Origin of the sequence: Streptosporangium sp. NPDC051022 (assembly GCF_040683035.1) — a bacterium.
Taxonomy (GTDB): domain Bacteria; phylum Actinomycetota; class Actinomycetes; order Streptosporangiales; family Streptosporangiaceae; genus Streptosporangium.
This window is the reverse complement of the sequence record NZ_JBFBCF010000003.1, coordinates 268,795-294,511: the sequence shown is the minus strand read 5'-3', so window position 1 is coordinate 294,511 and position 25,717 is coordinate 268,795. Positions and strand designations below refer to the sequence as shown.

The following is a 25,717-nucleotide window of genomic DNA, read 5'->3' as shown; positions in this document are numbered from 1 at the left end:
CATCGATCAAAGGCATCCCGCCCTCCTCTCCCCCGCGAATCCCGGCCGACCGCCCGTGACGTGACCCCGTCCGCCGAAACGGCGACACCTCTCGCCGTCGAAGCCTCCACGCCGACGAAGGAAACGCGACCACCCCGGCGGCGGCGTAAAGGCCACGAGGCCGATTCCGGCCGAGTCCCGGCCCGCCACCGAGCCGGACACCCAACACCGCGCACGATGAGTGAAGTAAGGAGTTGTGTCGCATGTCCAATCCCCACGGCGACGCACCCGACCAAGCAGCCGGTACGGCTGCGCCGACAGAGCCCACCCCGCAAGCCCGCCCCGGACGGCCCGTGACGCGGCCGCAGGAGGCCGCCGCGAACCCGGGTCCCGGACAAGAGCCCTCCACCCCGGCCACGGGCCCGGAGCAGGAGGGCGGCTCCCAGCGCCACCCGGGACGCCACTGGCTGAGAGCCTCCGTCGCCGCCGTGCTGGCGGCGGGCGTCGTCACCGCGACCCCGGAGACGGCGCAGGCGACGCCGGTGAGCCTCGGTACCGCGGTCTCCTTCGCCGTCCTGGCCAGGACGGCGGTCAACAACACCAACCTCACCTCGATCACCGGGGACGTCGGCGTCAGCCCGGGCTCGTCGATAACCGGCTTCCCGCCGGGCACCGTGTCGGGCGCCGTGCACGCGGGCGACCCGACCGCGGCGCAGGCCAGGACGGACCTGAACTCCGCCTACGCCGACGTCTCCGGGCGGGCCCCGAACGCCACCGTGGCCGCGCAGCTGGGCGGGACGACCCAGACTCCGGGGGTGTACAACTCGGCCACCGGGTCGTTCACGATAACCGGCACGCTCACCCTCGACGCCCAGGGCGACCCCGACGCCGTCTTCGTCTTCCAGGCGAGCACCTTCACCGCGTCGAACGTCAGCAACATCAACCTCCTTCGCGGCGCGCAGGCCAACAACGTCTTCTGGCAGGTCAGCGGTACGGCGTCGCTGGGCACATTCTGCACCTTCCGGGGGAACGTCCTCGCCCAGGGCTCGGTGACGGTCAGCGGCGGCGCGGCGGTCTTCGGCCGCCTCTTCTCCCTCAACTCCACGGTGACCACCCAGGGCACCACGAGCCAGCCGGCCACGCGCGTCACGGTGCCGAACGACCCGCCGACCACGACGGCCCTGGTCTCGGCGTCCAACCCCTCCTGGAAGGGCGCGCCGGTCACCTTCACCGCCACGGTGCAGGCCGTCTCCGGCTCGGTGATCCCGCAGGGCGAGGTGGTCTTCAAGGACGGGACGACCATCTTCGGCTCCGACTTCCTCGACAGTTCGGGGCAGGCGGTCTACACCACCTCCGGGCTCGACACCGGAGATCACCCGGTCACCGCCGTCTACCTGGGCGGCGACACCTTCAACGGCGAGCAGCTGATCCATTTCGCTCCGAGCAAGTCGGCCGAGGTCGACCAGGTCGTCTCGGACAGCCTGTGGAACGGGCTGGCGACTCCGGAGACCTCGATCTACGAGGACTCCCGGCCGGTCACGGTCGGGGTGAAGTTCCAGGCGTCGACGGCCGGGACCGTGACCGGTGTCCGGTTCTACAAGGGGTCGGACAACACCGGCACCCACATCGGAAGCCTGTGGGACGACAGCGGCGACCTCCTGGCCGATGCCACCTACACCGGTGAGAGCGCCTCCGGCTGGCAGCAGGTCGACTTCGATCCGCCCGTCGCCATCGCCGCCGGCACCACCTACATCGCCGCCTACCACACCGACACGGGGTACTACTCCACGACCAGGCCCTACTTCACCACGGCGTACACCAACGGCTTCCTCACCGCCCTGGCCGACGGCACCGACGGCGGCAACGGCGTCTACAACTACGGCGCGGGCAACACCTTCCCGACCAACAGCTTCCAGTCCACGAACTACTGGGTGGACCCGGTGTTCGCGCCCTCGGACAGCATCTGGGACGAGATAGCGACCCCGGACTCCGAGTCCCAGGACTCCCAGCCGATCACGCTCGGGGTGAAGTTCCAGTCGTCCACGGCCGGGACCGTGACCGGTGTCCGGTTCTACAAGGGACCGGACAACACCGGCACCCACATCGGAAGCCTGTGGGACGACACCGGCGACCTCCTGGCCGACGCCACCTACACCGGTGAGAGCGCCTCCGGCTGGCAGCAGGTCCTCTTCGATCCGCCCGTCGCCATCAGCGCCGGCACCACCTACATCGCCGCCTACCACTCCGCGTCGGGCTTCTACTCCACGACCAGGCCGTACTTCACCTCGGCGCACACCAACGGTCCGCTCACCGCGCTGGCCGACGGCACCGACGGCGGCAACGGCGTCTACGGTTACGGCGCGAGCAGCACCTTCCCGACCAACAGCTACCAGTCCACGAACTACTGGGTCGACGTGATTTTCCACGCCTGACCACCGTCCGGCAGCACCCCGCCAACAGCCTTCCGGCGAAGCGCGGAAACCCATCGGAGATGACCCGGCCGCCCGCATGTCAGCTCAGGAAAACCGTGTCGGCGACCAGTATGGTCGAATACCAAGAACCGCACCGACGGTTTAATTGACTCTGAAGAGTGGACGAAAAGGGTCATCTCATGATGGTCATCACCAATTCCGGTGTCACGCTTAAAAAGACAGGGCTTTCCCTGCCCTCGGCGATTCTCGCCGTCGTTCTCGCGACGGGCGTGGTCGCCGGGACGCCGGGCGTCGCGAGCGCGCAGCAGCCGCCCGTGACCCTCGGCAGCGCCAAAACCTACGCGGTCACCGCCGGAACCGCCGTCATCAGCACGAATCACACCCGGATCGCCGGAAGTGTCGCGGTGAGTCCCGGCACCTCCGTGACCGGCTTCCCGCCCGGCGTCGTCCTCGGAGAGGTGCATCGGGGCGACGGCACGGCGGCGGCGGTCCTGGCGGACGTGTCCGCCGCCTACACCGACGCCGCCGGCCGTACGCCCGACGCCACGGTGCCGTCGGAGCTGGGCGGGACCGTCAAACCCCCCGGGGCCTACGCGTCCGTGGACGGGACGTTCAAGGTGACCGGAGTGCTCACCCTCGACGCGCAGGGCGACCCGGACGCGGTCTTCATCTTCCAGGCCACCACCCTCACCTCCGCGAGGGTCTCCCACGTCCGCCTGGTGAACGGCGCCCAGGAGGAGAACGTCTTCTGGGCGGTCGACAGCGCCCTCCTGGGGAGGTACACCGTCTTCCGGGGGGCCGTCCTGGCGTCCAAGTCGATCAGGGTGCGCCCGGGAGCGGTCCTGCACGGCCACGCCCTGGCCATCAACGAGACGGTCATCATCGACGGCATGATCCGTCCGCCCGACACCCGTCTGGCCCTGCCCTTCCGCCCGCCGACCGTCACGACCCTGACCTCCGTTCCCAACCCCTCCCTCTCGGGGCAGGCGGTCACCTTCACCGCCACGGTGCGCGCGGTCGTCGGCTCGACCATTCCCATCGGCACGGTGCGTTTCAGAGACGGAACCACCGTCCTCGGCTCGGCCCAGCAGGGCCCCGACGGCGCGGCGGTGTTCACGACGTCGAGCCTGGGGGTGGGCACGCATTCGGTCACCGCCGTCTTCCTGGGCAACGCCAAGACCGCGATCAACGAGGCCTGGGTAGACTTCGCCCCGAGCGTGTCCAACACCGTGCTCCAGGTCGTCGGCCCCTGACACATCGGCCCCGTACCGGGAGCCGGCCGGGCGACGGGCGCGGATCCCGGGACGACGGCCGGAAGCCGCCGTCGCGGATCCCGGGACGGCGGCCGGAAGCCGCCGGAACACGGAGAACCGGGGAGCCTCCGGCCTCAGCGCGCTCCTCCCCCCGGACGCCAGCGGTCCCGATGATCGCGGTACCACCGTACGGCGGCCGCCAGCCCCTCGTCGAAGTCCACCAGCGGCTCGTAGCCGATCCTCCGGATCTTGCCGCAGTCGAGGGCGTACCGCTGGTCGTGCCCGAGCCGGTCAGGCACGTGCTCGACCCGGTCCCAGCCCACGCCCAGGGCGGCGAGCAGCCGCCCGGTCAGTTCGCGGTTGGTGAGCTCGACACCGCCGCCGATGTTGTAGACCTCCCCCGGCGAGCCCTTGTCCAGCACCAGCTGGACGCCCCGGCAGTGGTCGTCGACGTGCAGCCACTCGCGCACGTTGAGGCCGTCGCCGTAGAGGGGGACCCTCCCGCCGTCGAGGAGGGTGGTGACGAAGAGCGGGATGAGCTTCTCGGGATACTGGCCGGGACCGTAGTTGTTCGAGCAGCGCGTCACGCGGACGTCGAGCCCGTGGGTCCGGTGGTAGGCCCGGCAGAGCAGGTCGGCTCCCGCCTTCGAGGCCGAGTAGGGCGAGTTGGGGAGCAGGGGCTCGTCCTCCGTCCAGGCCCCCCGCGCGATCGACCCGTACACCTCGTCGGTCGAGACCTGGACGACCGTCCGGGTCCCCGCCTCCAGCGCGGCCTGCAGCAGCCGCTGGGTGCCCAGTACGTTCGTCGTGACGAAGTCGCCCGCCCCCGTGATCGACCGGTCGACGTGGGTCTCGGCCGCGAAGTTCACCACCACGTCGCACCGCGGGACGACCTCCGAGAGCAGCCGCGGGTCGGTGATGTCCCCTCTGACGAAGGTGTAGCCGGGATGCCCCGCCACGGCGGCGAGGTTCGCGAGGTCTCCGGCGTAGGTGAGCTTGTCGAGAACGGTGACGCGGACGTCCTCGTATCCCGGGTACGAGCCGAGCAGGAGCGAGCGGACGTAGTGCGAGCCGATGAATCCGGCGCCGCCGGTGACGAGGATTCTCACGCGCCCACCTGGATCCTGCTGTGGTCGCCGACCATGAGCTCGTGGGTGTTGGGCACGCCCGCGGCGCGGCTGACCTCGACGTTGCGCCCGATGAGGGAGTGCGAGATACGCGAGACGCCGTGAACCGAGGAGCCGTCGAGCACGATGGAGTAGTCGATCTCGGCGTTCGCCACCACGCACCTCGATCCGATCGAGGTGAAGGGGCCCACGTAGGAAGAAATGATCTTCGTGTCCGCGCCGACCACGATCGGCCCGCGGAGGATCGAGTTCTCCACCACCGCGCCCCGCTCGACGACGACCCGCCCGATGATCTCGCTGAGGCCGTCCACCCCGCCCCTGATGTCGGGTTCGACCCGTTCGAGAACGATGCGGTTGCACTCCAGCATGTCCTGCAGGCGCCCGGTGTCCTTCCAGTAGCCGTCGACGGGGTGCGAGTGGACCCGGTAGCCGTGGTCGATGAGCCATTTGACGGCGTCGGTGATCTCCAGCTCGCCCCGCGCGGACGGCGTGATCGCCCGGACCGCCTCGTGGATCACCGGGGAGAAGATGTAGACCCCGACGATCGCGAGATCGCTCCGCGGATGCGCCGGCTTCTCCTCCAGCCCCACGATCTCGCCGTTCCGGCCGAGTTCGGCGACGCCGTAGAACTGCGGCTCGGCGACCCTGGTGAGCATGATCTGGGCGTCGTGGCCGCCTCCCCGGAAGGCGTTCACCAGGTCGGCGATGCCGCCGACCAGGAAGTTGTCGCCGAGGTACATCACGAAGGGCTCGTCGCCGAGGAACTCCCGGGCGATCAGGACGCAGTGGGCCAGCCCGAGGGGGGCCTCCTGCGGAATGTAGGTGACGTCGAGACCGAACGCCGAGCCGTCGCCCACCGCCTCGCGGACCTCCTGGGCGGTGTCGCCGACGACGATGCCCACATCGGTGATACCCGCCTCCCGTATCGCCTCGAGCCCGTAGTAGAGCACCGGTTTGTTGGCGACGGGGACCAGTTGTTTCGCCGAGGTATGGGTCAGCGGGCGCAACCTCGTCCCCTTGCCGCCCGCCAGAACGAGTGCCTTCACGCTCCACGGATCCTTTCGCGAGGAAAAAATGGCCGGAGCGACCATCCGTCGTCCGAGTTTAGGGAGAGCCCGAATCGGCGCTTCTTCGCCGTCCTGCGCCTTTGCCGAAGAGCGTGGGAGAAGTTGCCGGGCTCACACGTTTCCGCGGTCCCGAAAAGTCCATGTTCGGTGGATCACGTAACTCAGCGGGGGACTCATCACTATCACCATCCCCTGCGCCACCATGATGGGAATTCCAAAGAATTCCACCAGAACGGGGATCCCGGTGAGGGATGCGGCGAGAAAACCCGCCCCGACCACGTAGAACCGCAGGTAGCCGGCGAGCCACGGCTCCCCGGAGACACGGAAGACGACCAGCCGGTACCAGGGGTACACGATCACCACGGTGACCAAATGGCTGACCACGACCAGTAAAAGATAGGGAACCGCACCCTGGGCGACCAGCAATCCTAGACCCAGGAGAGCGCAATAGAGCGCGCCCGTCATGGCGCCGGACAGCAGGTATGTGATGCGGTTGCCCCCAAGAGCCGCGATCACGGCTCTCCGCCCAAAATGTGAATCCCGATCGCGGGCGGTTCGGCTTTCGACGTCAACCATGTGGCGGTCACTCCGGATCGCATTAGGACAGCGGAATCGACAGGATTGTAGTCGGCTCCGGATAATAATCGGGGGATCAATGTCGGTGTCGGTGGTTATTCCGTGTTACCGCTCAGCGCGGACTCTTCCGGTGCTGGTGACCAGACTTGTACAGGTTCTTTGTGACATGTCCGTCCGATACGAGGTGATCCTCGTCGTCGACGGAAGCCCCGACGACACCTGGGCGACGGCCGCCGAACTGGCCCGCGGGATCGACGGCGTCCGCGCCGTCCACCTGTCCCGCAACTACGGCCAGCACAACGCGCTGGCCGCCGGGATCAGGGAGGCGGCCTTCGAGGTCGTCGTCACCATGGACGACGACCTGCAGCACCCGCCGGAGCAGATCCCGCTGCTGCTGGCCGCGCTCGAGGGGGACCGCCTCGACCTGGTGTACGGGGTCCCGCACGACGAGGAACACGGAATGCTGCGCAGCCTGGCCTCCCGGTCGGTGAAGGCGGCGCTGGCCGGCGCACTGGGAGTCCACGGCGCCCGGACGATCAGTGCCTTCCGGGCCTTCCGCACGCGGCTGCGCGACGGGTTCGAGGGGTTGTCGGGGCCGCACGTGTCGATCGACGTGGCCCTGTCGTGGGGCACCGCGAAGGTGGGCTCGGTCAACGTGCACATGAACGAGCGCCGCGACGGCCGGTCCAACTACACCCCGCGCCTGCTGGTCAGGCACACGGCGAACATGCTCCTGGGCTACAGCACCGCCCCGCTGCGCGCGGCCAGCTACCTCGGGTTCGTCGCCGGCGTCGTCGGCCTGCTGCTGGGCTGCGCCGTACTGTGGCGTTTCGCCGCCGGGGACACCACGGTCGCCGGGTTCACGACCATCGCCTCGATGGTCGCGCTCTTCTCCTCCGCCCAGCTGATGGCCGTCGGCGTCCTCGGCGAGTACGTCGGCCGGGTGCACGCGAGCGGGATGGGACGGCCCGCCTACGTGGTGTGCGAACGCGTCGGGCTGCCGGGCGCCCTCGACGTTCCCCGGCAGTCCGACGGTCCTAGTGTGCCCGCGCACGCGGGAGTCGGCTCCGGAGCAGATGAACGGTGAGCATGGTCTGCGCGGGCTCGAACCCGTACCTCGCCCACGCCCGCTGCACCCGCGTGTTGTGCCCCTGGGTGGAGATGACGACCTCGGCGGCGCCGCGGGTCAGCGCGCGGTCCTCGACGGCCTTCAGCAGGTGGGCGTAGACGCCGCGCCCCCGCGCCTCGGGGACGACCCCGGCGAGCAGGATCTCCGTCCGGGCCGCCTCCTCCTCCAGCGTGGCCAGCCCGAGGACCTCCTCGGTGTCCTGGTCGCGCAGCGCCAGGCACCCTCCCCCCGCGGCCGAGGCCGTCGCCCACTCCTGGTATCCCGCGAGCACGTCGGCGGCGGCGAACAGGGGGTTGGCGCGGTAGTGGTTGCCGTAGGCGGCGAAGATGGCGGAGACCAGTTCCCTGACCGCCTCCGGCCCCGGCGGCCCGGCCGCCCGCAGGCTCCGCGACGGCTCGGGGGCCCGGCCCCGTCCCGCGCGCAGGCGCCAGTACACCAGGGAGTCGGCGAACAGGGCGGTCCGGCCGAGCGAGGTCAGCTCCGCGAACCAGCCGACGTGCTCGGCCGGGTAGCGCAGCACGATGACGTCGGCGGCCGACCCCAGCACGGCCTCGCGGACCGCGGGGAGGAGGGAACCCGCCGCCGCTGAGACGGTCAGGCGTTCCACGGAGCGGCCGAACCTCGCCGACTCCAGCGGGGAGGGGAGCGCCCGTACGGCCTCCGCCTCCATCACGTCGTCCCACCCCATCAGCGGACCCGGTAGCTCTGGACGGCCTCGACCACCCGTGTCACGGCGTCCTCGTCCAGGTCGGCGAAGAGCGGCAGCCGTACCAGGCGGTCGGCGACCTCCTCGGTCACCGGGCATCCGCCGGGGGCCGGCCGGCCGTACCGGGTCCCGGCGGGCGCGGTGTGCAGCGGCTGGTAGTGGAAGACCGCCTGCACGCCCCGTTCCGCGAGGTGCCCGATGAACGCCTGCCGGTTGTCCAGGTCGGGCAGCAGCAGGTAGTACAGGTGCGCCGGGTGGGCGCAGCCGTCCGGGACCATCGGCTGGGCGACCCCGTTGCCGGCGGCCCAGTCCGCCAGCCGCTCGTGGTAGGCGTTCCACACGGCGTGGCGCCGGAGCTGGATCCGGCCGAACGACTCCAGCTGGGCGGTCAGCTGCGCGGCGAGGACGTCGGAGGGCAGGTAGCTCGAACCGATGTCGACCCATCGGTACTTGTCGACCTGGCCCCGGAAGAAGCGGCCCCGGTCGGTGCCCTTCTCCCTGACGATCTCGGCGCGGGCCACCAGGCCGGGGTCGTTCACGAGCAGCGCGCCCCCCTCCCCGCACTGCGCGTTCTTGGTCGCGTGGAAGCTCTGGGTGGCCATCCGTCCGAACGACCCCAGGGGCCTGCCCCGGTAGGAGCCCCCCAGACCGTGGGCGTTGTCCTCGATCAGCGTCAGGCCGTGCCGCTCGCAGAGCGCGCCGATCTCCTCCATCGCGCACGCCACGCCCGCGTAGTGCACGACCACGACGGCCCGCGTGCGGTCGGTGACCGCGGCCTCCAGCAGGTGCTCGTCCACGTTCAGGGTGTCGGGCCTGCAGTCGGCGAACACCGGTACCGCCCCGCGCAGGGCGTAGGCGTTGGCCGTCGACATGAAGGTGAAGGAGGGCACGATCACCTCGTCGCCGGGCCGCAGGCCGAGCAGAAGCGCCGACATCTCCAGCGCGTGCGTGCACGAGGTGGTCAGCAGTGCCCCTCCCGCGCCGGTCAGCTCTCTCAGCAGCGCGGTCGCCCGCCGGGTGAAGGGCCCGTCTCCGCAGGTGGATCCCTGGTGCAGAGCCTCGACCAGGTAGTCGAGCTCGTTCTCCGCGACGTGCGTCCGGTTGAATGGAATGCTCTTCAGATCGGTTGCGCTCACGGCCGCAGTGAACACCCGGGGGAACGGCCGACACGCATGACGCCCTTATTCCTGGCGAACAATTACGTAAGCCTTGCATAATGGCGAGCCATCCGGCGCCCGGCAAAACATCGATTGTCGGAAATGGCAGACCATCAATGTCCCGAACCCTACGGGAACGGCATCGCCCCGCCATGAATGATCTTCGGAGACGAGAAACGGCGCGGGCGTCCGCACCCCGGGGAATTCCCCTTCCCGCTCAGTAATGTTGGCCGGAACCCCAAGATCACCGCCTTTCGCCCGCCCCTGTTCCGGCTCGGCCCACGGGCTGGCCGGAAGGCCACGATCAGCGTTTTCACGTGGCACACAGCGAGGAGAGGTCGATGAGACGGCGGATGTTCCGGATCGCGGTACTCACCCTGGGAATCTGCACGGTCGCCGCGACCGGCGTCCCGGGGGCCGCATGGGGGCTGACGCCCCTTCCCCCGGGAGGCCGGAGCGATCCGGGGGCCGTCCGGCCCGCCGGAGAGAAACGACTGGACGACATACCCGGACCGGTCACCACGATCACGACGGACGGCCCCTCGCCTCCGGGCAATCCACTCCGGCTTGAGGGCGCATCCCCCGCGACGGGCGCCGCCACCTCGGAGAACGGCGGGAGGAGCGACGCGCGCAAGAGCGACGGCCCACGGGATGACGACCCCACGGACGACGCCCCGGCCTCGCGGGAGACACGGGAGGAACAGCCCTCGCAGGGATCCCCCGCCCCCGAAACCGCCCTTCCCTCGGAACCCGCCACGGAACCGGCCGCAGAACCGGCCCAGACGCCACCGGCGGCCACCGTCCCCGAACCGTCCGCGCCCGCCCCGCAGGAGGCACCGGCCGGCGACACGCCTTCCGGTGAGAAGGCCCCGACCCCCACCCCCTTTTCTCCGGAAACGGAGAAAGGAACAGCGGAGGTCATAAAAAGAGGGCTCCGGCTCGCCTGCCCGCCGACCTCCGTCATATGCCTGGAGAACAGCCTCCCCGGTAACCCGTCCAGCCAGTGGGACATCCCGGGAGCGGGCAGCAGCAACATTCAGGGATACACGACGCAGATGAGCGTCAACATAGGGCAGACCGTCCAGTTCAAGGTGAAGACCAACTCCACCAACTACCGCATCGACATCTACCGCATCGGATATTACGGCGGGATGGGCGCGCGGCAGATCACGACGATCCTGCCCTCCGCCTCCCTACCCCAGACCCAGCCGGCGTGCGTGACCGACTCGGCGACCCAGCTGGTCGACTGCGGCAACTGGGCGGTGTCCGCCTCCTGGGCGGTGCCCGCCACCGCCGTGTCCGGCGTCTACATCGCCAACCTGATCCGGCAGGACGGAACCACCGGCGCCAGCCAGATGGTCTTCGTGGTCCGGGACGACAGCCGGGGAGCCGACGTCCTCATCCAGACCTCCGACGCCACCTGGCAGGCCTACAACACCTACGGCGGCAGCAGCCTGTACCAGAGCAGCGCCTCACCGGGACGCGCCTTCAAGGTCAGCTACAACCGCCCGTTCACCACGCGCGGCAGTAGCTGCTGCAACGGCTCGGTCGAAAGCTGGTTCTTCAACTCCGAGTACCCGCTGGTCAGGTGGATGGAGGCCAACGGCTACGACGTGAGCTACACCAGCAGCATCGACACCGCCTCGCAACCGGCGGAGCTGCTGGAGCACAAGATCTTCATCTCCTCCGGGCACGACGAGTACTGGTCGAACGAGATGCGGGCCAACGTCCAGAACGCCCAGGCCAACGGGATCAACGTCATCTTCCTGTCCGGGAACGAGACTTTCTGGAAGACCAGATGGGAAAACAGCATCGACGGGACGAGCACGCCGTACCGGACAATCGTCTGCTACAAGGAGACGCTGGCCAACGCCAAGATTGACCCGAGCAGCCAGTGGACCGGGACCTGGCGCGACCCGCGTTTCTCCCCGCCGTCGGACGGCGGCCGCCCGGAGAACGCCGTGACGGGGACGTTTTTCCAGGTCAACGGCGTCGTCAACGACACGATGACCGTACCCGCCGAATACGGTGACATGCGGCTGTGGCGCAACACGTCCATCGCGACGCTCCCCGCGGGCCAGATCGCGTCCTTCCCCGCGGGAACGCTCGGCTACGAATGGGACGAGGCGCCGGAGAACGCCACCACCCCGCCGGGGCTGGTGAGGTACTCCCAGACCCCGCTGAGCGTCTCGACCTACCTGCTGGACTTCGGCGGCACCTACGGCAGCGGCTCCGCGGTGCACCACCTGACGCTGTACAAGGAGCCGAGCGGAGCCCTCGTCTTCGGCGCCGGCACCACCCAGTGGGCGTGGGGACTCGACGCCAACCACGACAGGGCCGGCTCACCCACCGACATCAACATGCAGCAGGCGACGGTCAACCTGCTCGCCGACATGAACACCCAGCCCGTCACCCTGCAGGCGGGCCTGGTGCCGGCGACCCCGTCGACGGACACCACTCCCCCGACCTCGGCCGTCACCACCCCGGTGAACGGAGCGTCGGTGCCGACCGGGACGGAGGTCGCGGTCACCGGAACGGCGACCGACACCGGCGGCGGCGTCGTGGGCGGCGTCGAGGTGTCCTTCGACAACGGCACCACGTGGTTCCAGGCGACGGGCCGCTCCAGCTGGAGCTACGGCTGGACGCCGACCGTCCCGGGACCGGCGACGATCACGGTGCGGGCGGTCGACGACAGCGGCAACATCCAGTCGCCCCTGACGACGTCGACCGTGAACGTCACCGTGGGATGCCCGTGCAGCCTCTGGTCGCCGACCGCCACGCCGGACGAGGACTCGCACGACGACCCCACCCCGGTCGAGGGCGGGGTGAAGTTCACGACGGCGAGCTCGGGCTTCGTCACCTCGATCAGGTTCTACAAGGGAGAGCTCAACACCGGCACGCACGTCGGCAGCCTGTGGACCATCGACGGGCAACTCCTGGCCACGGCCACCTTCACCAACGAGACCGCCTCGGGCTGGCAGCAGGTGGAGTTCTCGGCACCCGTCCAGATCGTCGCGGGCACCACGTACGTCGCCTCCTACCACACCACCTCCGGCTTCTACTCGGTGTCGAGACCGTACTTCACGACCGCCCTGTCGAACGGACCGATCACCGCGCTCGCCGACGGCACGAGCGGAGGCAACGGCGTCTACGCCTACGCCGCGAACACCACCTTCCCCACCGGCTCCTTCGACGCAACCAACTACTGGGTCGACGTGGTCTTCGAGCTGTCGAACAGCCTCTGGGACAACACCGCGGTCCCGGACGACGCGTCCCACGACGACTCCCAGGCGGCCGCGCTGGGGGTGAAGTTCACCGCGAACCAGACCGGCACGATCAGGGGGATCCGGTTCTACAAGGGGGAGCTCAACACCGGCACCCACGTCGGCAGCCTGTGGACCTCCGACGGCCAGCTCCTGGCCTCGGCCACGTTCACCAACGAGACCGTCTCCGGCTGGCAGCAGGTGAACTTCTCCAGCAACGTGCCCATCACCGCGGGCACCACCTACGTCGCCTCCTACTACACCCCCTCCGGCTTCTACTCGGTGTCGAGACCGTACTTCACGACGCCCCTGTCGAACGGGCCGCTCACCGCGCTCGCCGACGGCACGAGCGGGGGCAACGGCGTCTATGGCTACGGTGACTCGAGCACCTTCCCCACCAACAGCTTCGACGCCACCAACTACTGGGTCGACGTCGTCTTCGCGCCGTCGGCCACCCTGTGGAGCAACCTGGACACACCGGCGATCGCCTCCAACAACGACCCGCAGCCGGTCACGCTGGGGGTGAAGTTCACCTCGTCCACCACCGGCATCGTCAGGGGGATCCGGTTCTTCAAGGGGCCCCAGAACACCGGCACGCACGTCGGCAGCCTGTGGACCTCCGGCGGTCAGCTCCTGGCCACGGCCACCTTCACCAACGAGACCCCGTCCGGCTGGCAACAGGTGAGTTTCTCGACACCCGTCCAGGTCACCGCGGGCACCACCTACGTCGCCTCCTACTACACCTCCTCCGGGTACTACTCGCTGTCGAGGCCGTACTTCATCTCGTCGCGCGTCAACGGACCGCTCACCGCGTTCGCCAACGGCATCCAGGGGAACAACGGGGTCTACACATACGGCTCCACGTCCTCCTTCCCCACCGGCGACAGCCTGTCGGCCAACTACTGGGTGGACGTGGTGTTCGACTATCTCTGATCCGGCCGTCCTCTGATTCGGCCGTCTCCGAGAGGCGCCCGTCTCCGAGAGACACGGACGTCCGCCCGTCCGGGCCTTGACCCGAGCCTGGCTCCCCGCGCGGGGAGCCAGGCTCTCAGGCTCCCTCGGGCAGCCGGTAGACGGCGTAGTCACCGGAGCGGAAGCGCAGGTCGGCGACCTCGCCGATCCGCGTGCCCGGACGCAGACGGCGTTCGTCGGCCAGCAGCCAGCGCACGCCGTAGCGGTCCCGCAGCAGCCCGGCCGAGGCCACCGACGGCGCGTCGAAGACCGCCTCGTTCGCCCGCATCCGCTCGCCGTCCCAGAACGGGCGATGCTGGGGCAGCTCCCCCGGCCGCCAGCGGTCCATGTTCGTCGAGGTGTAGGCCCAGCCCTCGACCAGCACGTGCCGCTCGGTCAGCGCCGAGGCCCAGAACTGGCTGCTGTCGCAGGGACTCTCGTGTCCCCAGCGGCAGTGCACGTTGGTGGCGATCAGGTCGTCCGGATCCGAGTGGTCACGCAGCCACCGCCCCGCGTCCAGGGCCCCGGCGGGGACCAGGTCCGCGCCTCCTCCCTGGGCGGCCTCGCCGCCTCCCTGGTAGGCGAGCGAGCCGCCGTGGACGAGGGAGAGGACACGCGCGTGCGCCGCGGCGGGCAGGCCGACGGCCGCGAGCATGACGAGCACGAGGGCGCGGGCGCGCAGCCGGCCCCCTCCGATGGGATCTCCGGCGGGATCGTCCCCGCTCCGCCGCCCGGCGCGGACCAGGACCGCGTAGACCACGACGGCCACGACCGCCAGGACGAGGTAGGGCCGGTACAGGGCGGTGTCCCCCTGCCCCGGGGCGAGCGGAACCCGGACGCCGCAGGCGAAGGGGATCAGCTGGGCGACGGCGGCACCGGCACCGGCGGCGAGCAGCGTCGCCCGGTGTGACACCCGCGCCCGGCGCAGCACGACGAGGAGCCCGTACACGGCGACGATCACCGGGTAGGGATAGGCCCCCCGCAGGAAGTAGAGCTGGCTGAGGCCGGGATGGGCCAGCAAGAGCGCCGCGCCCAGGCCCGCCGCGCCGATGCCGAGCATGAGGACGACCGCGGGCCGGACGAGCAGCCGCAGCCGGCTCAGCAGCCCCAGGGCTCCGCCCCACGCGACGGCCCAGCACGACAGGTAGACCAGGGTGAGGCCGAGCAGCGAGGCCGTGGGCGGTTCCGCCGCCTGGTCCCGGCCGGTCAGCTCCGCCCACGTCAGGCGCATGAGGTCCAGGGGCTGGACGACCGTTCCCTGGCGTACATGGCCGAAGAGCACGAACTGCGCGAACAGCAGGCAGGCCGCGGTCATCCCCAGCGCGACGAGCGAGGACCGGTGCGGCCTGCCCCACTTGAGCGCCTCCAGCACCGTCACGGCCAGCAGGCCCGCGGCGAGCATGGGCAGGTAGGTGGCCTTGGCGCCCATGACCGCGACGAGCAGGACCCCCAGCAGGACCCACGTGCCCGCGCCGTGCGAGCGCCGTTCGAAGAGATCGAGGAGGATGACGACGACCGGGGCGAACAGCAGTGCCCCGAACGTCTGGGTGGGGCTCAGCCAGGCGGTCTCCTGGATGCCTCCCCAGGTGAAGTTGGGGTTGGCCCCCAGGTACAGGTTCGGCGCCGCGACGAGGACGGCGCACAAGACGGCCGCGGACGCGGCCGGCCACGAGTTCGTGACACGCCGTCCCGTCATTCCCACCAGGACGACGAACGCCGCCAGCATGGGCAGCATCCCCAGCCTGAGCAGCAGCACCTCCGGTTCCACCCCGGTCACCCAGCTCGCCGCCGCCAGGTGCGCGTAGACGAACCAGTGGTACAGGAGCGGTTCGCCGTCGATCCAGGGCACCGAGGGCGGCACGTGGTTGCGCAGCTCACCGACCAGGGCCAGGTGGAAGGGCATGTCGACGGTGGAGACCCCCAGCGCGGGCCAGGCGAGGCCCTGCCTGCCGAAGACGGCGAGGGCGCTCCAGGCCACCAGGAACGCGACGACCAGCGCCAGGGACCACGAGTACCACAGGGGGGACCGCCGCGGGCGGTGTGTCCCTCTCCAGTGCCGGCGCAGCCGGGGAACGGCGAGGAAGACCGCGTAGACGGCGACCGGCCAGGCGAGCACGAGCAGCGGCGCCCCGGCGGCCCTGGCCGCGACGTAGGCGAGCACCTCGACGGCGTAGCCGAGCGTCGTGCCCAGCGCGACCTCCTCGGCCGCGGTGCGCGAGCCGCCGTACAGGGCCCGCAGCAACAGCAGCCCGGGAAGTGTCAGGCCCAGCGCGACGTAGGCGGCGAAGAGTGCCACGTCGGCGGCGGAGACGCCGTAGCGGCCCAGCACCGCCAGGACGAACGCGCCCACGGCCGCCGCGGGCGCCCATCCGGAGACGCGGGCGCGCCACGGTCCCGGATGGGGCGGGGCGGGCGCCCGTCCTCCCGGAGGTGCGGCCGTCCCGGTGTCGGTACCGGGCCTGGACGGACCCGCCGCGGGGTCATGACGGAGCGAAGACTTGATCATGATCGCAAGTCTGGCGATCCGAGCATCCCAGCCGTGCTGGGACGATCACGTTCCGCGATGTTTTGCCCGTCCTTTCCCCGGGACCGGGGGCTGCCACTGGCCGATGGCCCGACCTTGACCAAGACGGACTTCCCGGCCTTCCCCGGCCTTCCCCGCCCGGTCTTCTCACCCTCGCCCGCCCCCCTCCCCGCTCCTCCCCACTCCTGCCGACTCCCGCCGCTCCCCGCCGGGACCGCGCGACACGCCCGGCCCCGCCCTTGACCTCGAAGGCGCGTCAACACCCTTGGTTAGATGGCAATCACCTAAAGTGATCGCCGAGAGGGGGTGCGGCCATGGCGGTGGAAGAGCGGACGACGCTCCGGCGCGTCGTGCTCGTCATCAACCAGCTGGGCAGGGGCGGCGCGGAGGCGCAGCTGTCCCTGCTGGCGCGCGGGCTGCGCGCGAGGGGCGTCGAGACGCACGTGGTCCTGACCTGCGGGGGCGGGCCGCACGCGGCGGCCCTGCGCGCGGCGGGGGTCGGGATTCACGAGATCGGGCTCGTCCCGTCGCCGTCGCCTCGGGTGCTCGTCCACAACCTCCGGGCGGGCGTCCGCCTGGTCCGTCTGCTGCGACGGCTGAGGCCGCAGGTGCTGCACGCGTTCCTCTACGTCGACTACGTCCTGGGCGCCGTCGCCGCCCGGCTGGCGCGGGTCCCGGTCGTCGTGGCCGGCCGGCGCAGCCTGAGCTACTTCAAGCGGGAGCGGCGGTGGGTCTTCGCCGTGGAGCGGGCCGTGACCCGCCTCACCGACCACGTCGTGGCCAACGCGGTCGCCGTCGCGCAGGACGCCCGCACGCTGGAGGGGATGCCGGCGGACAAGCTGAGCGTGATCTACAACGGCCTGCCGGGGACGGCGTTCGAGCCGATCGAGCCCGAGCCGATCGAGACGCGCCTGCCCGTGGTCGTCTGCGTGGCCAACCTCAACCCGGTCAAGGGACACCGCTTCCTGCTGGAGGCCGCCGCCTCGCTCTCCCGGCGGGGCCGCCCGTGCACGCTCGTCCTGGCCGGTGAGGGGCCGGAGCGCGGCCCGCTGACCGCGCGGGCGGCGGCCCTCGGCCTCGACGTCCGCTTCGCCGGATGCGTCACCGACGTCCGGGGCCTGCTGGCCCGGGCCGACGTGGTCGTCCTCCCCTCGCTCTCCGAGGGCCTGAGCAACTCCGTCATGGAGGCGATGGCCGCGGGCAGGCCGATCGTCGCCACCGCGGTCGGCGGCACCCCCGAGCTGCTCGACGAGCGGGGTCTCCTCGTCCCCGCCGCGGACCCGGAGGCGCTGGCCGACGCGCTCCTGCGCCTGCTCGGCGACCCGGAGCTCGGCGCCCACCTGGGATCCGCCGCCCGCGCCTGGGCCGCCAAGAACCTCGATGTGACCCTCATGGTCGAAGAGCACATCGCTCTGTACCGACGACTCCTGGAGACCAGATGTGCGGGATAGCCGGAATGGTGTCGACGCTGCACCCCGATCCGGCGCTCGTCCGGCGCATGTGCGACGTCATCGCGCACCGCGGCCCGGACGGTGACGGTTTCCACGACGACGAGCACGCCGCGCTCGGCATGCGCCGGCTGGCGATCATCGACGTGGCCACGGGCGACCAGCCCGTCTACAACGAGGACGAGCGGATCGTCGCCGTCTTCAACGGGGAGATCTACAACTTCGCCGAGCTCCGGCGGGACCTGGCGCTGCGGGGGCACCGGCTGCGCGCGGCCGGCGACTCCGACTGCCTCGTCCACCTCTACGAGGAGCACGGCGCCGACATGGTCCAGCGGCTGCGCGGGATGTTCGCCTTCGCCGTCTGGGACCGCGACCGGCAGCGGCTGGTGCTGGCCAGGGACCGGGTGGGCAAGAAACCGCTCTACTGGCGCGCCGACCACACCTCCATCTGGTTCGCCTCCGAGCTGAAATCCCTGACGCGGGACCCCGGGATGCACCGCGAGCTCGACCCGGTCGCCCTGCACCACTACCTGAGCTACCAGTACGTCCCGGCGCCGTGGTCGATCTACCAGGACGTGCACAAGCTTCCCCCCGGCCACCTGCTCGTCTGGGAGCGGGGCCGGATCGAGGTGCGCCGCTACTGGGAGCTGGACCGCACCCCGCGCAAGGTGACCGACGAGCGGCAGGAGGAGGAGAGGCTGCGCGAACTGCTGCTGGAGTCGACCCGGATCCGCATGGTGAGCGAGCGGCCCATCGGGGCGTTCCTGTCGGGCGGGATCGACTCCTCCGCGGTCGTGGCCGCCATGGCCATGCAGAGCCGCGAGCAGGTCAAGACGTTCTGCATAGGCTTCGAGGAGAGCCGCTACGACGAGCGGCACAAGGCGCGGATGGTCGCCGAACGGTACGGCACCGACCATCACGAGCTCGTCGTGACGACCAACCTGCTGGACATCCTGCCCCGGCTCGCCTGGCACTTCGACGAGCCGTTCGCCGACTCCTCCGCGGTCCCCAGCTTCTACGTGGCGAAGCTGAGCCGCGGCCACGTCACCGTCGCGCTCAACGGCGACGGCGGCGACGAGTGCTTCGGCGGCTACCAGCGCTACGCGCTGATGAACCTGGCCGGCCGGATCCCGGCCCTGCCCCCCGCCCTGGCGGCCCTGTCCGCCCGGATCGGCACCCTGCTGACCGAGCGGAACGACTCGGGGTCGGTGCCCCGGCGGCTCGGCAGGCTGCTGCGGTTCGCCGCGGAGCGACCGGCACGGCGCTACCCCGACCTGATGTCCTGCTTCACGCAGGAGCAGAAGCTCGAGGTCTACACCGACTCCTTCCGTGAACGGCTGGCGGAGGTGGACAGCTACGCGCTGCTGGAGACGGTCTTCGAGAGCTCGACGGCCGACACCCACCTCGGCCGCATCATGGACGTCGACACCGTCACCTACCTGCCGGGCGACCTGCTGGTGAAGGTCGACATCAGCACGATGGCCAACTCCCTGGAGGCCCGCTCCCCCTTCCTCGACCACCACCTGATGGAGTGGGCGGCCGGCCTTCCCACGGCGCTGAACCTCCGCCGCGGCCAGACCAAGCTGCTGCTGAAGCGGGCGGTCGCCCCCTGGCTGCCGGCGGAGCTGCTGCGCTACCCCAAGCAGGGGTTCGGCGTGCCGCTGGCCTCGTGGCTCCGCGGCGAGCTGCGGGAGCTGGCCCACGACGTGCTCACCGACGACACCGCCAGGAACAGGGGCGTGTTCCGGCCGGCCGCGGTCCGCGGCCTGCTCAGACGGCACATCGAGGGCGCCGACCACAGCGGCCGGCTGTGGACGCTGCTGCAGTTCGAGCTCTGGCACAGGGCGCACGCGGTCGCCGGCGGCGCCACCGTGGCGGCGGCCGCGTGCCCCGCGCCCCTGCCATGAACCTGACCGCCGCCAGGGTCCTTCAGGCGACGGTCGGCAACGGGCTGCGGCTGGGGCTGGCCGCCGTGACGACCGTCCTCATCGCGCGCACCCTGCAGCCGGAGGGGCGGGGCCTGTACGCGATGATCGTGGCCACCGCGACGATCTCGATCGTCGCAGGCCACCTGTCGGTGACGAAGTCGCAGATCGCGCTCTGGCAGGACACCTCCCGGCACCGCGCCCTGACCGGCAACGGGCTGATCCTCGGGCTGCTCACCGGCGGCGTCTCCGCCCTGCTCACCTTCGTGGGCACGACGCTGTTCGCCCCCGGAACGGCGCCGGGCGCGCTGGGGACGGCGCTGCTGGCCGTACCGTTCGGGGTGGCGGCGATCAACCTCACCGGGATCCTGTCACTGCAGTCGCGCACCGGCCTGGCCAGCCAGGGGGTCGTCCTGTCCGCCCTGGTGCTGTCGCTGCCCGTGCTGACCATGGCCGTCACCGGGCACCTGACCGTCTCCTCGGCCGTCGTCTGCTGGGCGGCCTCGACGACGGCGCCGCTCGTGCTGTTCGCGTGGTCGCTCGGCCCCGCCGCGCTGCGGGGTGACGTGGCGCTCGCCCGCGGGCAGCTCTCCCTGTCCGGGCGCTACCACATCGGACTGGTGGCCCAGCACCTGCTGCTGACCGCGGACACGTTCCTGCTGAAGATCTTCGTCTCAACGGCCGAGGTGGGCCTGTACGCCGCCGCCGGGGCGTTCATGGCCCTGGCGTGGGTGCCGACGGACGCGATAGCGCAGGTCGTCATGGGGCGCCAGGCCGCCGGGGACGAGGAGGCCGCCCAGGAGGCGACCGCCCGCGCGATCCGCTTCAGCCTGCTGCTGTCGTCGGCCGTCACCGCCGCGCTGGCGGTCGCGTCGCCCGTGCTGATCCCGCTCCTGTACGGCACCGCCTACACCGGCAGCATCAGGCCGCTGCTGCTGCTGGCCCCCGGGGCGGTCGCGCTGGCGCTGATCCGGCCGGCCGAGCAGTACCTCGTACGGCTCGGCCGCCCGATGAGCATGACCGCCCTCCCCGCCGGCGCCCTCCTCCTGAACCTCGCGCTGAACGCGGTGCTGATCCCTCGCTGGGGCGCCTCGGGGGCGGCCACGTCGTCCAGCCTGAGCTACGCGGCGCTGGCGGCGGCCGAGGTCCTGTGGTTCGCGCGGACGGCCGGGATCGGGACGCGGGCGCTGCTGCCCCGGGCCGAGGATCTGCGTTCGCTGTTCTCGCTGCTCTCGCTGCTGCCCGGAGCGGGCCGGGTGCTCCGGCCGGCGGGCCGCGCCGGGGACGGCGGGGCCGTGACCGGCCGGGCCCGGACCGGCGAGGTCTCCTCAGGCGCGCGGGGGCGCGGTGAACACGTACTCGTTGCAGCCGATGCCGCCCCCGCAGGTCTTCAGGAAGCTCAGCGCGAAGCCGCGTTCCCTGAGGAATGAGAAGATCCGCTCGGGCGTGGCGACCTCGAACGGGAAGCCGCCGATCCAGTCGACCAGGTCGTGCCGGAGCGACATCCCCCTCGGGGGGAGGCGGTCGCCCCGCGGCCCGCCGATCCCGCACGCCGCCTTCACCAGCCTCCCCCCGGTGTTCCGGGCGCCGAAGTACGCCTCACCGGCCATGACGAGCGCGCGCCTGGTCAGCGGCCCGCCCTGGACGTAGCGTCGCTTCACCTTCCACCACAGGCGGCTGGCCGCGCCCTGGTCGTTGTAGATGGAGATGAACAGCGTCCCGCCGGGGGCGGCCAGGACCGAGGCGTTCGCGATCGCGCGCCACATCTCACCGGTGTGGTGCAGGACCCCCCACGAGTAGACGACGTCGAAGGTGCCCAGCGCCTGGACGTAGGCGTCGTCGAGGATCGACCCCTGCTCCACCGTCCACTCGCCCTGCCGGTCCCCGGCGTACCTCTCCCTGAGCCTTCCGCACGCGGCGACCGAGTCGGGGTCGTAGTCGAACGAGTGGACCCTCGCGCCCAGGCGGAGGGCCGCGAGCGAGAACAGGCCGCTGCCGCAGCCGATGTCGAGGAACGTACGGCCGGCCAGGTCGGCGACGCCGAGCGCCTCCCTCAGGGAGGAGACGGCCTGGTCGATCCGCCGGTCGTCCATGAGTTCAATGAATTTAAGCCAGTTGTCGCCGAAGGCGAAGCGATCACGGGAGACCGTCTCCATCCGACTCATCGTCACGGCTTGACTCCGATTCTGGAGAATGCACGAAAGATGGCAAGGCGTCCCGCGCAGGACAGAAGGTGTGAATGGAAGTCCTGGACCGGGAGCCTCATTCGTTCACGGCGGAAAGCGGGACCGGCCGTCCTTCCGGAGGCGAATTCTCAGGCTCCCGGCTTTCCTGTGGAATTCTGTTCCAGGCTACTGCCGCCAGCAGGCTGGTAATCATGACGATCGGCATGCGCTGGCGAAAGATCAGCCCAATGTTGGCCATGGTGGTCGCGTAGGCGACCGCGCTGGGGACGATGAACAGCACGAGGGCGCCCAGCATCACCCGGTCGGTGGCCCAGAGTCTCCGGGTGCCGCGGACGGCGCTCCAGAGAAGGTAGTACCAGACGAGCACGTCGACCTTGCCGAGTTGCAGGGCCATGCTTCCCCCGGTCCACGGGAACGGGGAAAGCAGGGTGTACAGGAGCTTGCTGCCGAGCGCGTTCCACGGGTTTCCGCCGTCGTCGAAGACGACGCCCGAGCCGCCGTCGTTGTTGGACCTGATGACCATCCCGGACTGGCCCTGCTCCAGCTGTTCCTGAATGCTTCCGGCGGCCGTCTCCTCACCACCTCCGGCGAACGTCGAGACGGAGGCCAGCAGCGCGGCGAGGATGAGGAGGCCGCGCACGGAGAAGACGCGCCTGGGGTTGACGATGCCGATGATCATCGGCACCGCGCACATGAAGACCATGTACGGGCGCACGTACCACAGGGCCCAGAGCATGACCCCGAGCACGAGCAGCTTGCCGACGGAGAAACGCCGCGCGCTGGAGGCGGCCAGGCCGAGGCAGCCGACGACCAGGAGGGCGTTGAAGCCGTCCTTGAAGGTGTCGGAGGTGTGCAGCAGGAACCCGGGCATGAACGCGGTGATGTGCAGCAGCCGGACCGCCGCGTCCTCATCGGCGCCGACGAGCCTGGCGAACCTGTACATGACCACGCAGAGCGCACAGGCGAGGAGGGCGATCACGGCCGTGCAGGCCAGGGGCGCCGGCCCGCCGCACAGGTAGATGACGAGCGCGAAGACGTTACAGGGCAGGCTCGCGCCGTAGACGGTGCCGAGTTGCTCGGAGGTGACGTACTGGATCCCGGCGTGCCGCCAGTATCCGACGACCTCGATGGCCCTGGCCTCGTAGCCGAGGTTGTCCCCGCCGTACCCGATCATGGCGCCCCGCAGCACCAGGACGTGGACGACCAGGCGGACGGCGAACGCGGCGAGCAGCACCACGAGCACCCGCCGGGCGACCCTCGTCTCCAGGCTCGCGTGAACGACGAGGACGAGCACCATCGCGGCGACGACAACGACGAGATATTCCACTGGCAGTCACCTTCAGCCGCTCTCTCATCACGCCCCGGGGACCGGCGCCCGGCCCGGTTCACCGGATCACCGGCAGGCGATTTCGCAACGGCGACGCTAGCGCCGGGAGCGCGGGAGATCGTTCCGTGCGGCCGCCCATGGCCTGCCGATTACCGGCGCATACGGATTCTTTCCGCTCCCCTCCCGCCCGGCGGCGGTCCGGCCGCCTCCGCAAAGGCCGACGGCCGTCACATGTCACCGATAAACCAGCGAAATACCCGAACCCGGCGGTTCATCCGCCAATCATTCGTCAATCCCATGAAACGCCGATCCGGCGGCGACGAGGTATCGCGGTTTGTCGGGACCACGACCGTATCCGGGCGGGTGCGCGCGCCGAGCGGAACGGCTCGATCATGCGTAGGTAGGGAGCGGGAAAACATTTCGCCGCCACCGTGACGGTGACGGCGAACAGGTCAAACGGCCAGCTAGCTTCTCCGAGGTGACCAGGCCCATCACTGAGGAGCCAGCAATGAAGCCGGATAGACGGATTCGTGTCATGGAAATCATCGCACGCATGAATGTCGGCGGCCCGGCCAACCAGGTCCTGGAGGTGTACGAGCGACTGAACCGCGAGGAGTTCGACCACCGGCTCTACACCGGGGACGTCGACTCCGGGGAGGGTGACCATCTGCGGCTGCGAGACGCCGACGTGCCGATCCACCGTGTCCCCGGCCTCGGCCGGGCGGTCAGGCCCACCGACGACCTGCGGGCCCTGAAGCACCTGGTCGGCGTCATGCGTGAGTTCCGCCCGCACGTCGTCCACACCCAGACGGCGAAGGCGGGCGCCCTCGGCCGCACCGCGGTCCGGCTGGCGGGCGTCGGCTCGGCCAGGGCACACGTCTTCCACGGCCATCTCCTGTACGGATACTTCTCACCGCCCAAGCGCTATCTCTACGTGCGGGCGGAGCGACTCCTGGCCACCATGTCCGACCGCCTGGTGACCGTCGGCTCCAGGGTCCGCGACGACCTGCTCGCGGCCGGGATCGGCCGTCCCGGGCAGTACACCGTGATCCCGCCGGGCGTCCGGCTGGGCCCGGTCCCCGACCGCGCGGCGGCCCGCGCCGCTCTGGGGCTTCCGATGGACGCGCCCATCGTGGCGTACGTGGGACGCCTCACCCGGATCAAGCGCCCCGACCGCTTCCTGTCGGTCGCGAGCGCCGTACTGCGGCGCATACCGGGATGCCACTTCGTCGTCTGCGGCGGCGGCGAGCTGTCCGGGGAGGTCGAGCGGAGCATCGAGCCCGTCCGCGACTCCTTCCACCTGCTGGGGTGGAGGAGGGACGTGGAGACGGTCTACGCCGCGGCCGACGTGGTCCTGCTGACCTCCGACAACGAGGGCACGCCCCTGACGCTCATCGAGGCGGGGATGGCCGGGACCCCGGTCGTCTCCACCCGGGTGGGAAGCGTCGCCGAGATCGTCAGGGACGGCCACACCGGGCTGCTCTCCGCGCCCGACGTCGGGGAACTGGCCGCGCACACCGTGCGGCTGCTGTCCGACCCGGCGTTCGCGCGCCGGATGGGCGAGTCGGCCCTCGACTGGACGACCACCTCGTTCGGCGTCGAACGCCTCGTCGCGGACACCGAGTCCCTCTACCGGTCACTGTCCGGCGCGGCGCGCGGCGCGCGGCGCGGCCCGATCCCGGAAGGAACACCCCGATGAGAATCCTCGTCACCGGCGGCGCCGGATTCATCGGCGCCAACCTCTGCCAGGCGCTCACGAACAGGCCCGAGACCGAGAGCGTCACGGTGCTGGACGACATGAGCAGCGGGGATCCGCACAACCTCGACGGCCTCGGGGTGAACGTCGTGAAGGGCAGCATCCTGGAGCGGGACCTCCTGGCGGAGCTGGTGGCCGACGCCACCCACGTGGTCCACCTCGCCGCGCTGCCCTCCGTGCCCCGCTCCCTGGCCGACCCGCTGGCCTCCCACACCGTCAACGCCACGGGCACCCTGCACGTCCTGGAGGCCTGCCGCAGGACCGTGCCGCACCTGATCCTCGCGTCCTCCTCCTCGGTGTACGGCGACTGCCCGGAGCCGCACAAGCACGAGGACCTGCCCACCCGTCCGCTCAGCCCGTACGGCGCCAGCAAGCTCGCCACCGAGGCCTACGCCCTGGCGTACGCGGAGAGCTACGGCCTGCCGGTCCTGCCGTTCCGCTTCTTCAACGTCTACGGCCCGCTGCAGGGCGCCGACCACGCCTACGCGGCCGTCATCCCGATGTTCGTGTCCGCGGCCACCCGGGGACTGCCGGTGCCGATCCACGGCGACGGCAGGCAGTCGCGCGACTTCACCTACGTCGGCTCGGTGACCGGCGTCCTGGTCGACGCGGCCGTGCGGCGGGTGACGAGCCGCAAACCGGTGAACCTCGCCTTCGGCACCCGCGTCTCCCTGCTCTCCCTGAAGGACGCCCTCGCCGCGGTCCTCGGCAGGCCGATCGAGGCGGCCTTCCTGCCGCCGCGCAGGGGCGACATCCGGGAGTCCCAGGCCTCTCCTCACCTGCTCGCCGAGTTGTTCCCCGGTGTCCGCCCCCTGTCCCTGGACGAGGGGCTCCGCATGACCGTGACGTGGTTCGAGAAGGCCGTGGAGTCACGTCCCGGCCACGAGCAGGGACCGGGCGCGCGCGTCTGA

Annotated in this window: 17 protein-coding genes; 9 read left to right on the top strand and 8 right to left on the bottom strand. The window is 70.6% G+C overall.

Features of this window, described 5'->3' with window-relative positions:
• The first annotated feature begins 242 nt into the window (after positions 1–242).
• Positions 243–2,411 (top strand): DUF4082 domain-containing protein, encoded by a 2,169-nt coding sequence (locus tag AB0N02_RS08000; RefSeq protein ID WP_363943846.1) that lies wholly within the window; start codon positions 243–245, stop codon positions 2,409–2,411.
• 179 nt (positions 2,412–2,590) lie between these two features.
• Positions 2,591–3,664: an ice-binding family protein gene (locus AB0N02_RS07995; protein WP_363943844.1), complete on the top strand. Its 1,074-nt coding sequence runs from the start codon at positions 2,591–2,593 to the stop codon at positions 3,662–3,664.
• Positions 3,665–3,798: 134 nt separating this feature from the next.
• Here the strand turns inward: AB0N02_RS07995 and rfbB are convergent, their stop codons facing one another.
• From rfbB to AB0N02_RS07980, 3 genes are all read right to left on the bottom strand, one after another.
• A complete protein-coding gene (rfbB, locus tag AB0N02_RS07990; RefSeq protein ID WP_363943842.1) occupies positions 3,799–4,773 on the bottom strand; it encodes a dTDP-glucose 4,6-dehydratase in 975 nt (324 codons plus the stop codon).
• On the bottom strand, positions 4,770–5,837 hold the full coding sequence (locus AB0N02_RS07985; protein ID WP_363943841.1) for a glucose-1-phosphate thymidylyltransferase: 1,068 nt from the start codon (positions 5,835–5,837) through the stop codon (positions 4,770–4,772). Before AB0N02_RS07985 ends, rfbB begins: the two co-directional genes overlap by 4 nt.
• A 132-nt stretch (positions 5,838–5,969) precedes the next feature.
• A complete protein-coding gene (locus AB0N02_RS07980) occupies positions 5,970–6,434 on the bottom strand; it encodes a GtrA family protein (RefSeq protein ID WP_363943839.1) in 465 nt (154 codons plus the stop codon).
• 79 nt (positions 6,435–6,513) lie between these two features.
• Here AB0N02_RS07980 and AB0N02_RS07975 point away from each other — a divergent pair, with 79 nt between their 5' ends.
• Complete coding sequence (locus AB0N02_RS07975) at positions 6,514–7,521, top strand: glycosyltransferase family 2 protein (protein ID WP_363943838.1); 1,008 nt, start codon at positions 6,514–6,516, stop codon at positions 7,519–7,521.
• Here the strand turns inward: AB0N02_RS07975 and AB0N02_RS07970 are convergent.
• Complete coding sequence (locus AB0N02_RS07970; protein ID WP_363943836.1) at positions 7,472–8,251, bottom strand: GNAT family N-acetyltransferase; 780 nt, start codon at positions 8,249–8,251, stop codon at positions 7,472–7,474. The genes AB0N02_RS07975 and AB0N02_RS07970 overlap by 50 nt on opposite strands.
• Complete coding sequence (rffA, locus tag AB0N02_RS07965) at positions 8,251–9,405, bottom strand: dTDP-4-amino-4,6-dideoxygalactose transaminase (RefSeq protein WP_363943835.1); 1,155 nt, start codon at positions 9,403–9,405, stop codon at positions 8,251–8,253. The genes AB0N02_RS07970 and rffA overlap by 1 nt, the downstream gene beginning before the upstream one ends.
• 362 nt (positions 9,406–9,767) lie before the next feature.
• On the opposite strand from rffA, the gene AB0N02_RS07960 reads away from it, so the two are divergent.
• On the top strand, positions 9,768–13,622 hold the full coding sequence (locus tag AB0N02_RS07960) for a DUF4082 domain-containing protein (protein ID WP_363943833.1): 3,855 nt from the start codon (positions 9,768–9,770) through the stop codon (positions 13,620–13,622).
• A 115-nt stretch (positions 13,623–13,737) separates the two neighbouring features.
• Here AB0N02_RS07960 and AB0N02_RS07955 read toward each other — a convergent pair whose 3' ends face one another.
• Positions 13,738–16,146 (bottom strand): hypothetical protein, encoded by a 2,409-nt coding sequence (locus AB0N02_RS07955; RefSeq protein ID WP_363943831.1) that lies wholly within the window; start codon positions 16,144–16,146, stop codon positions 13,738–13,740.
• 332 nt (positions 16,147–16,478) lie between these two features.
• Here AB0N02_RS07955 and AB0N02_RS07950 point away from each other — a divergent pair, with 332 nt between their 5' ends.
• Genes AB0N02_RS07950 through AB0N02_RS07940 form a run of 3 tightly spaced genes read left to right on the top strand, consistent with a single transcriptional unit; the run spans position 16,479 to position 20,967 of the window.
• A complete protein-coding gene (locus AB0N02_RS07950; RefSeq protein ID WP_363943830.1) occupies positions 16,479–17,615 on the top strand; it encodes a glycosyltransferase in 1,137 nt (378 codons plus the stop codon).
• A gap of 5 nt (positions 17,616–17,620) precedes the next feature.
• A complete protein-coding gene (gene asnB / locus AB0N02_RS07945; RefSeq protein WP_363943828.1) occupies positions 17,621–19,519 on the top strand; it encodes an asparagine synthase (glutamine-hydrolyzing) in 1,899 nt (632 codons plus the stop codon).
• A complete protein-coding gene (locus tag AB0N02_RS07940; RefSeq protein WP_363943827.1) occupies positions 19,498–20,967 on the top strand; it encodes a polysaccharide biosynthesis C-terminal domain-containing protein in 1,470 nt (489 codons plus the stop codon). The genes asnB and AB0N02_RS07940 overlap by 22 nt, the downstream gene beginning before the upstream one ends.
• Here AB0N02_RS07940 and AB0N02_RS07935 read toward each other — a convergent pair.
• Complete coding sequence (locus AB0N02_RS07935) at positions 20,866–21,702, bottom strand: class I SAM-dependent methyltransferase (RefSeq protein WP_363944225.1); 837 nt, start codon at positions 21,700–21,702, stop codon at positions 20,866–20,868. The genes AB0N02_RS07940 and AB0N02_RS07935 overlap by 102 nt on opposite strands.
• Before the next feature lie 97 nt (positions 21,703–21,799).
• On the bottom strand, positions 21,800–23,050 hold the full coding sequence (locus AB0N02_RS07930) for a hypothetical protein (protein ID WP_363943826.1): 1,251 nt from the start codon (positions 23,048–23,050) through the stop codon (positions 21,800–21,802).
• A gap of 535 nt (positions 23,051–23,585) precedes the next feature.
• Between AB0N02_RS07930 and AB0N02_RS07925 the strand changes: the two genes are divergently transcribed.
• Positions 23,586–24,749: a glycosyltransferase gene (locus tag AB0N02_RS07925; protein ID WP_363943824.1), complete on the top strand. Its 1,164-nt coding sequence runs from the start codon at positions 23,586–23,588 to the stop codon at positions 24,747–24,749.
• Positions 24,746–25,717 carry an NAD-dependent epimerase/dehydratase family protein gene (locus tag AB0N02_RS07920; RefSeq protein ID WP_363943822.1) on the top strand — a complete coding sequence of 324 codons (972 nt, stop codon included), beginning with the start codon at positions 24,746–24,748 and terminating at the stop codon, positions 25,715–25,717. The genes AB0N02_RS07925 and AB0N02_RS07920 overlap by 4 nt, the downstream gene beginning before the upstream one ends.

What these genes read in the sequence shown, in the direction of transcription:
- AB0N02_RS07995 (WP_363943844.1), top strand. Translation starts at nt 2,591, where the DNA reads ATGATGGTCATCACCAATTCCGGTGTCACGCTTAAAAAGACAGGGCTT.
- AB0N02_RS07950 (WP_363943830.1), top strand. Translation starts at nt 16,479, where the DNA reads ATGGCGGTGGAAGAGCGGACGACGCTCCGGCGCGTCGTGCTCGTCATC.
- AB0N02_RS07975 (WP_363943838.1), top strand. Translation starts at nt 6,514, where the DNA reads ATGTCGGTGTCGGTGGTTATTCCGTGTTACCGCTCAGCGCGGACTCTT.
- asnB (WP_363943828.1), top strand. Translation starts at nt 17,621, where the DNA reads ATGGTGTCGACGCTGCACCCCGATCCGGCGCTCGTCCGGCGCATGTGC.
- AB0N02_RS07960 (WP_363943833.1), top strand. Translation starts at nt 9,768, where the DNA reads ATGAGACGGCGGATGTTCCGGATCGCGGTACTCACCCTGGGAATCTGC.
- AB0N02_RS08000 (WP_363943846.1), top strand. Translation starts at nt 243, where the DNA reads ATGTCCAATCCCCACGGCGACGCACCCGACCAAGCAGCCGGTACGGCT.
- AB0N02_RS07925 (WP_363943824.1), top strand. Translation starts at nt 23,586, where the DNA reads ATGGAAATCATCGCACGCATGAATGTCGGCGGCCCGGCCAACCAGGTC.
- AB0N02_RS07935 (WP_363944225.1), bottom strand. Translation starts at nt 21,702, where the DNA reads ATGAGTCGGATGGAGACGGTCTCCCGTGATCGCTTCGCCTTCGGCGAC.
- AB0N02_RS07970 (WP_363943836.1), bottom strand. Translation starts at nt 8,251, where the DNA reads ATGGGGTGGGACGACGTGATGGAGGCGGAGGCCGTACGGGCGCTCCCC.
- AB0N02_RS07980 (WP_363943839.1), bottom strand. Translation starts at nt 6,434, where the DNA reads ATGGTTGACGTCGAAAGCCGAACCGCCCGCGATCGGGATTCACATTTT.
- AB0N02_RS07955 (WP_363943831.1), bottom strand. Translation starts at nt 16,146, where the DNA reads ATGATCAAGTCTTCGCTCCGTCATGACCCCGCGGCGGGTCCGTCCAGG.
- AB0N02_RS07920 (WP_363943822.1), top strand. Translation starts at nt 24,746, where the DNA reads ATGAGAATCCTCGTCACCGGCGGCGCCGGATTCATCGGCGCCAACCTC.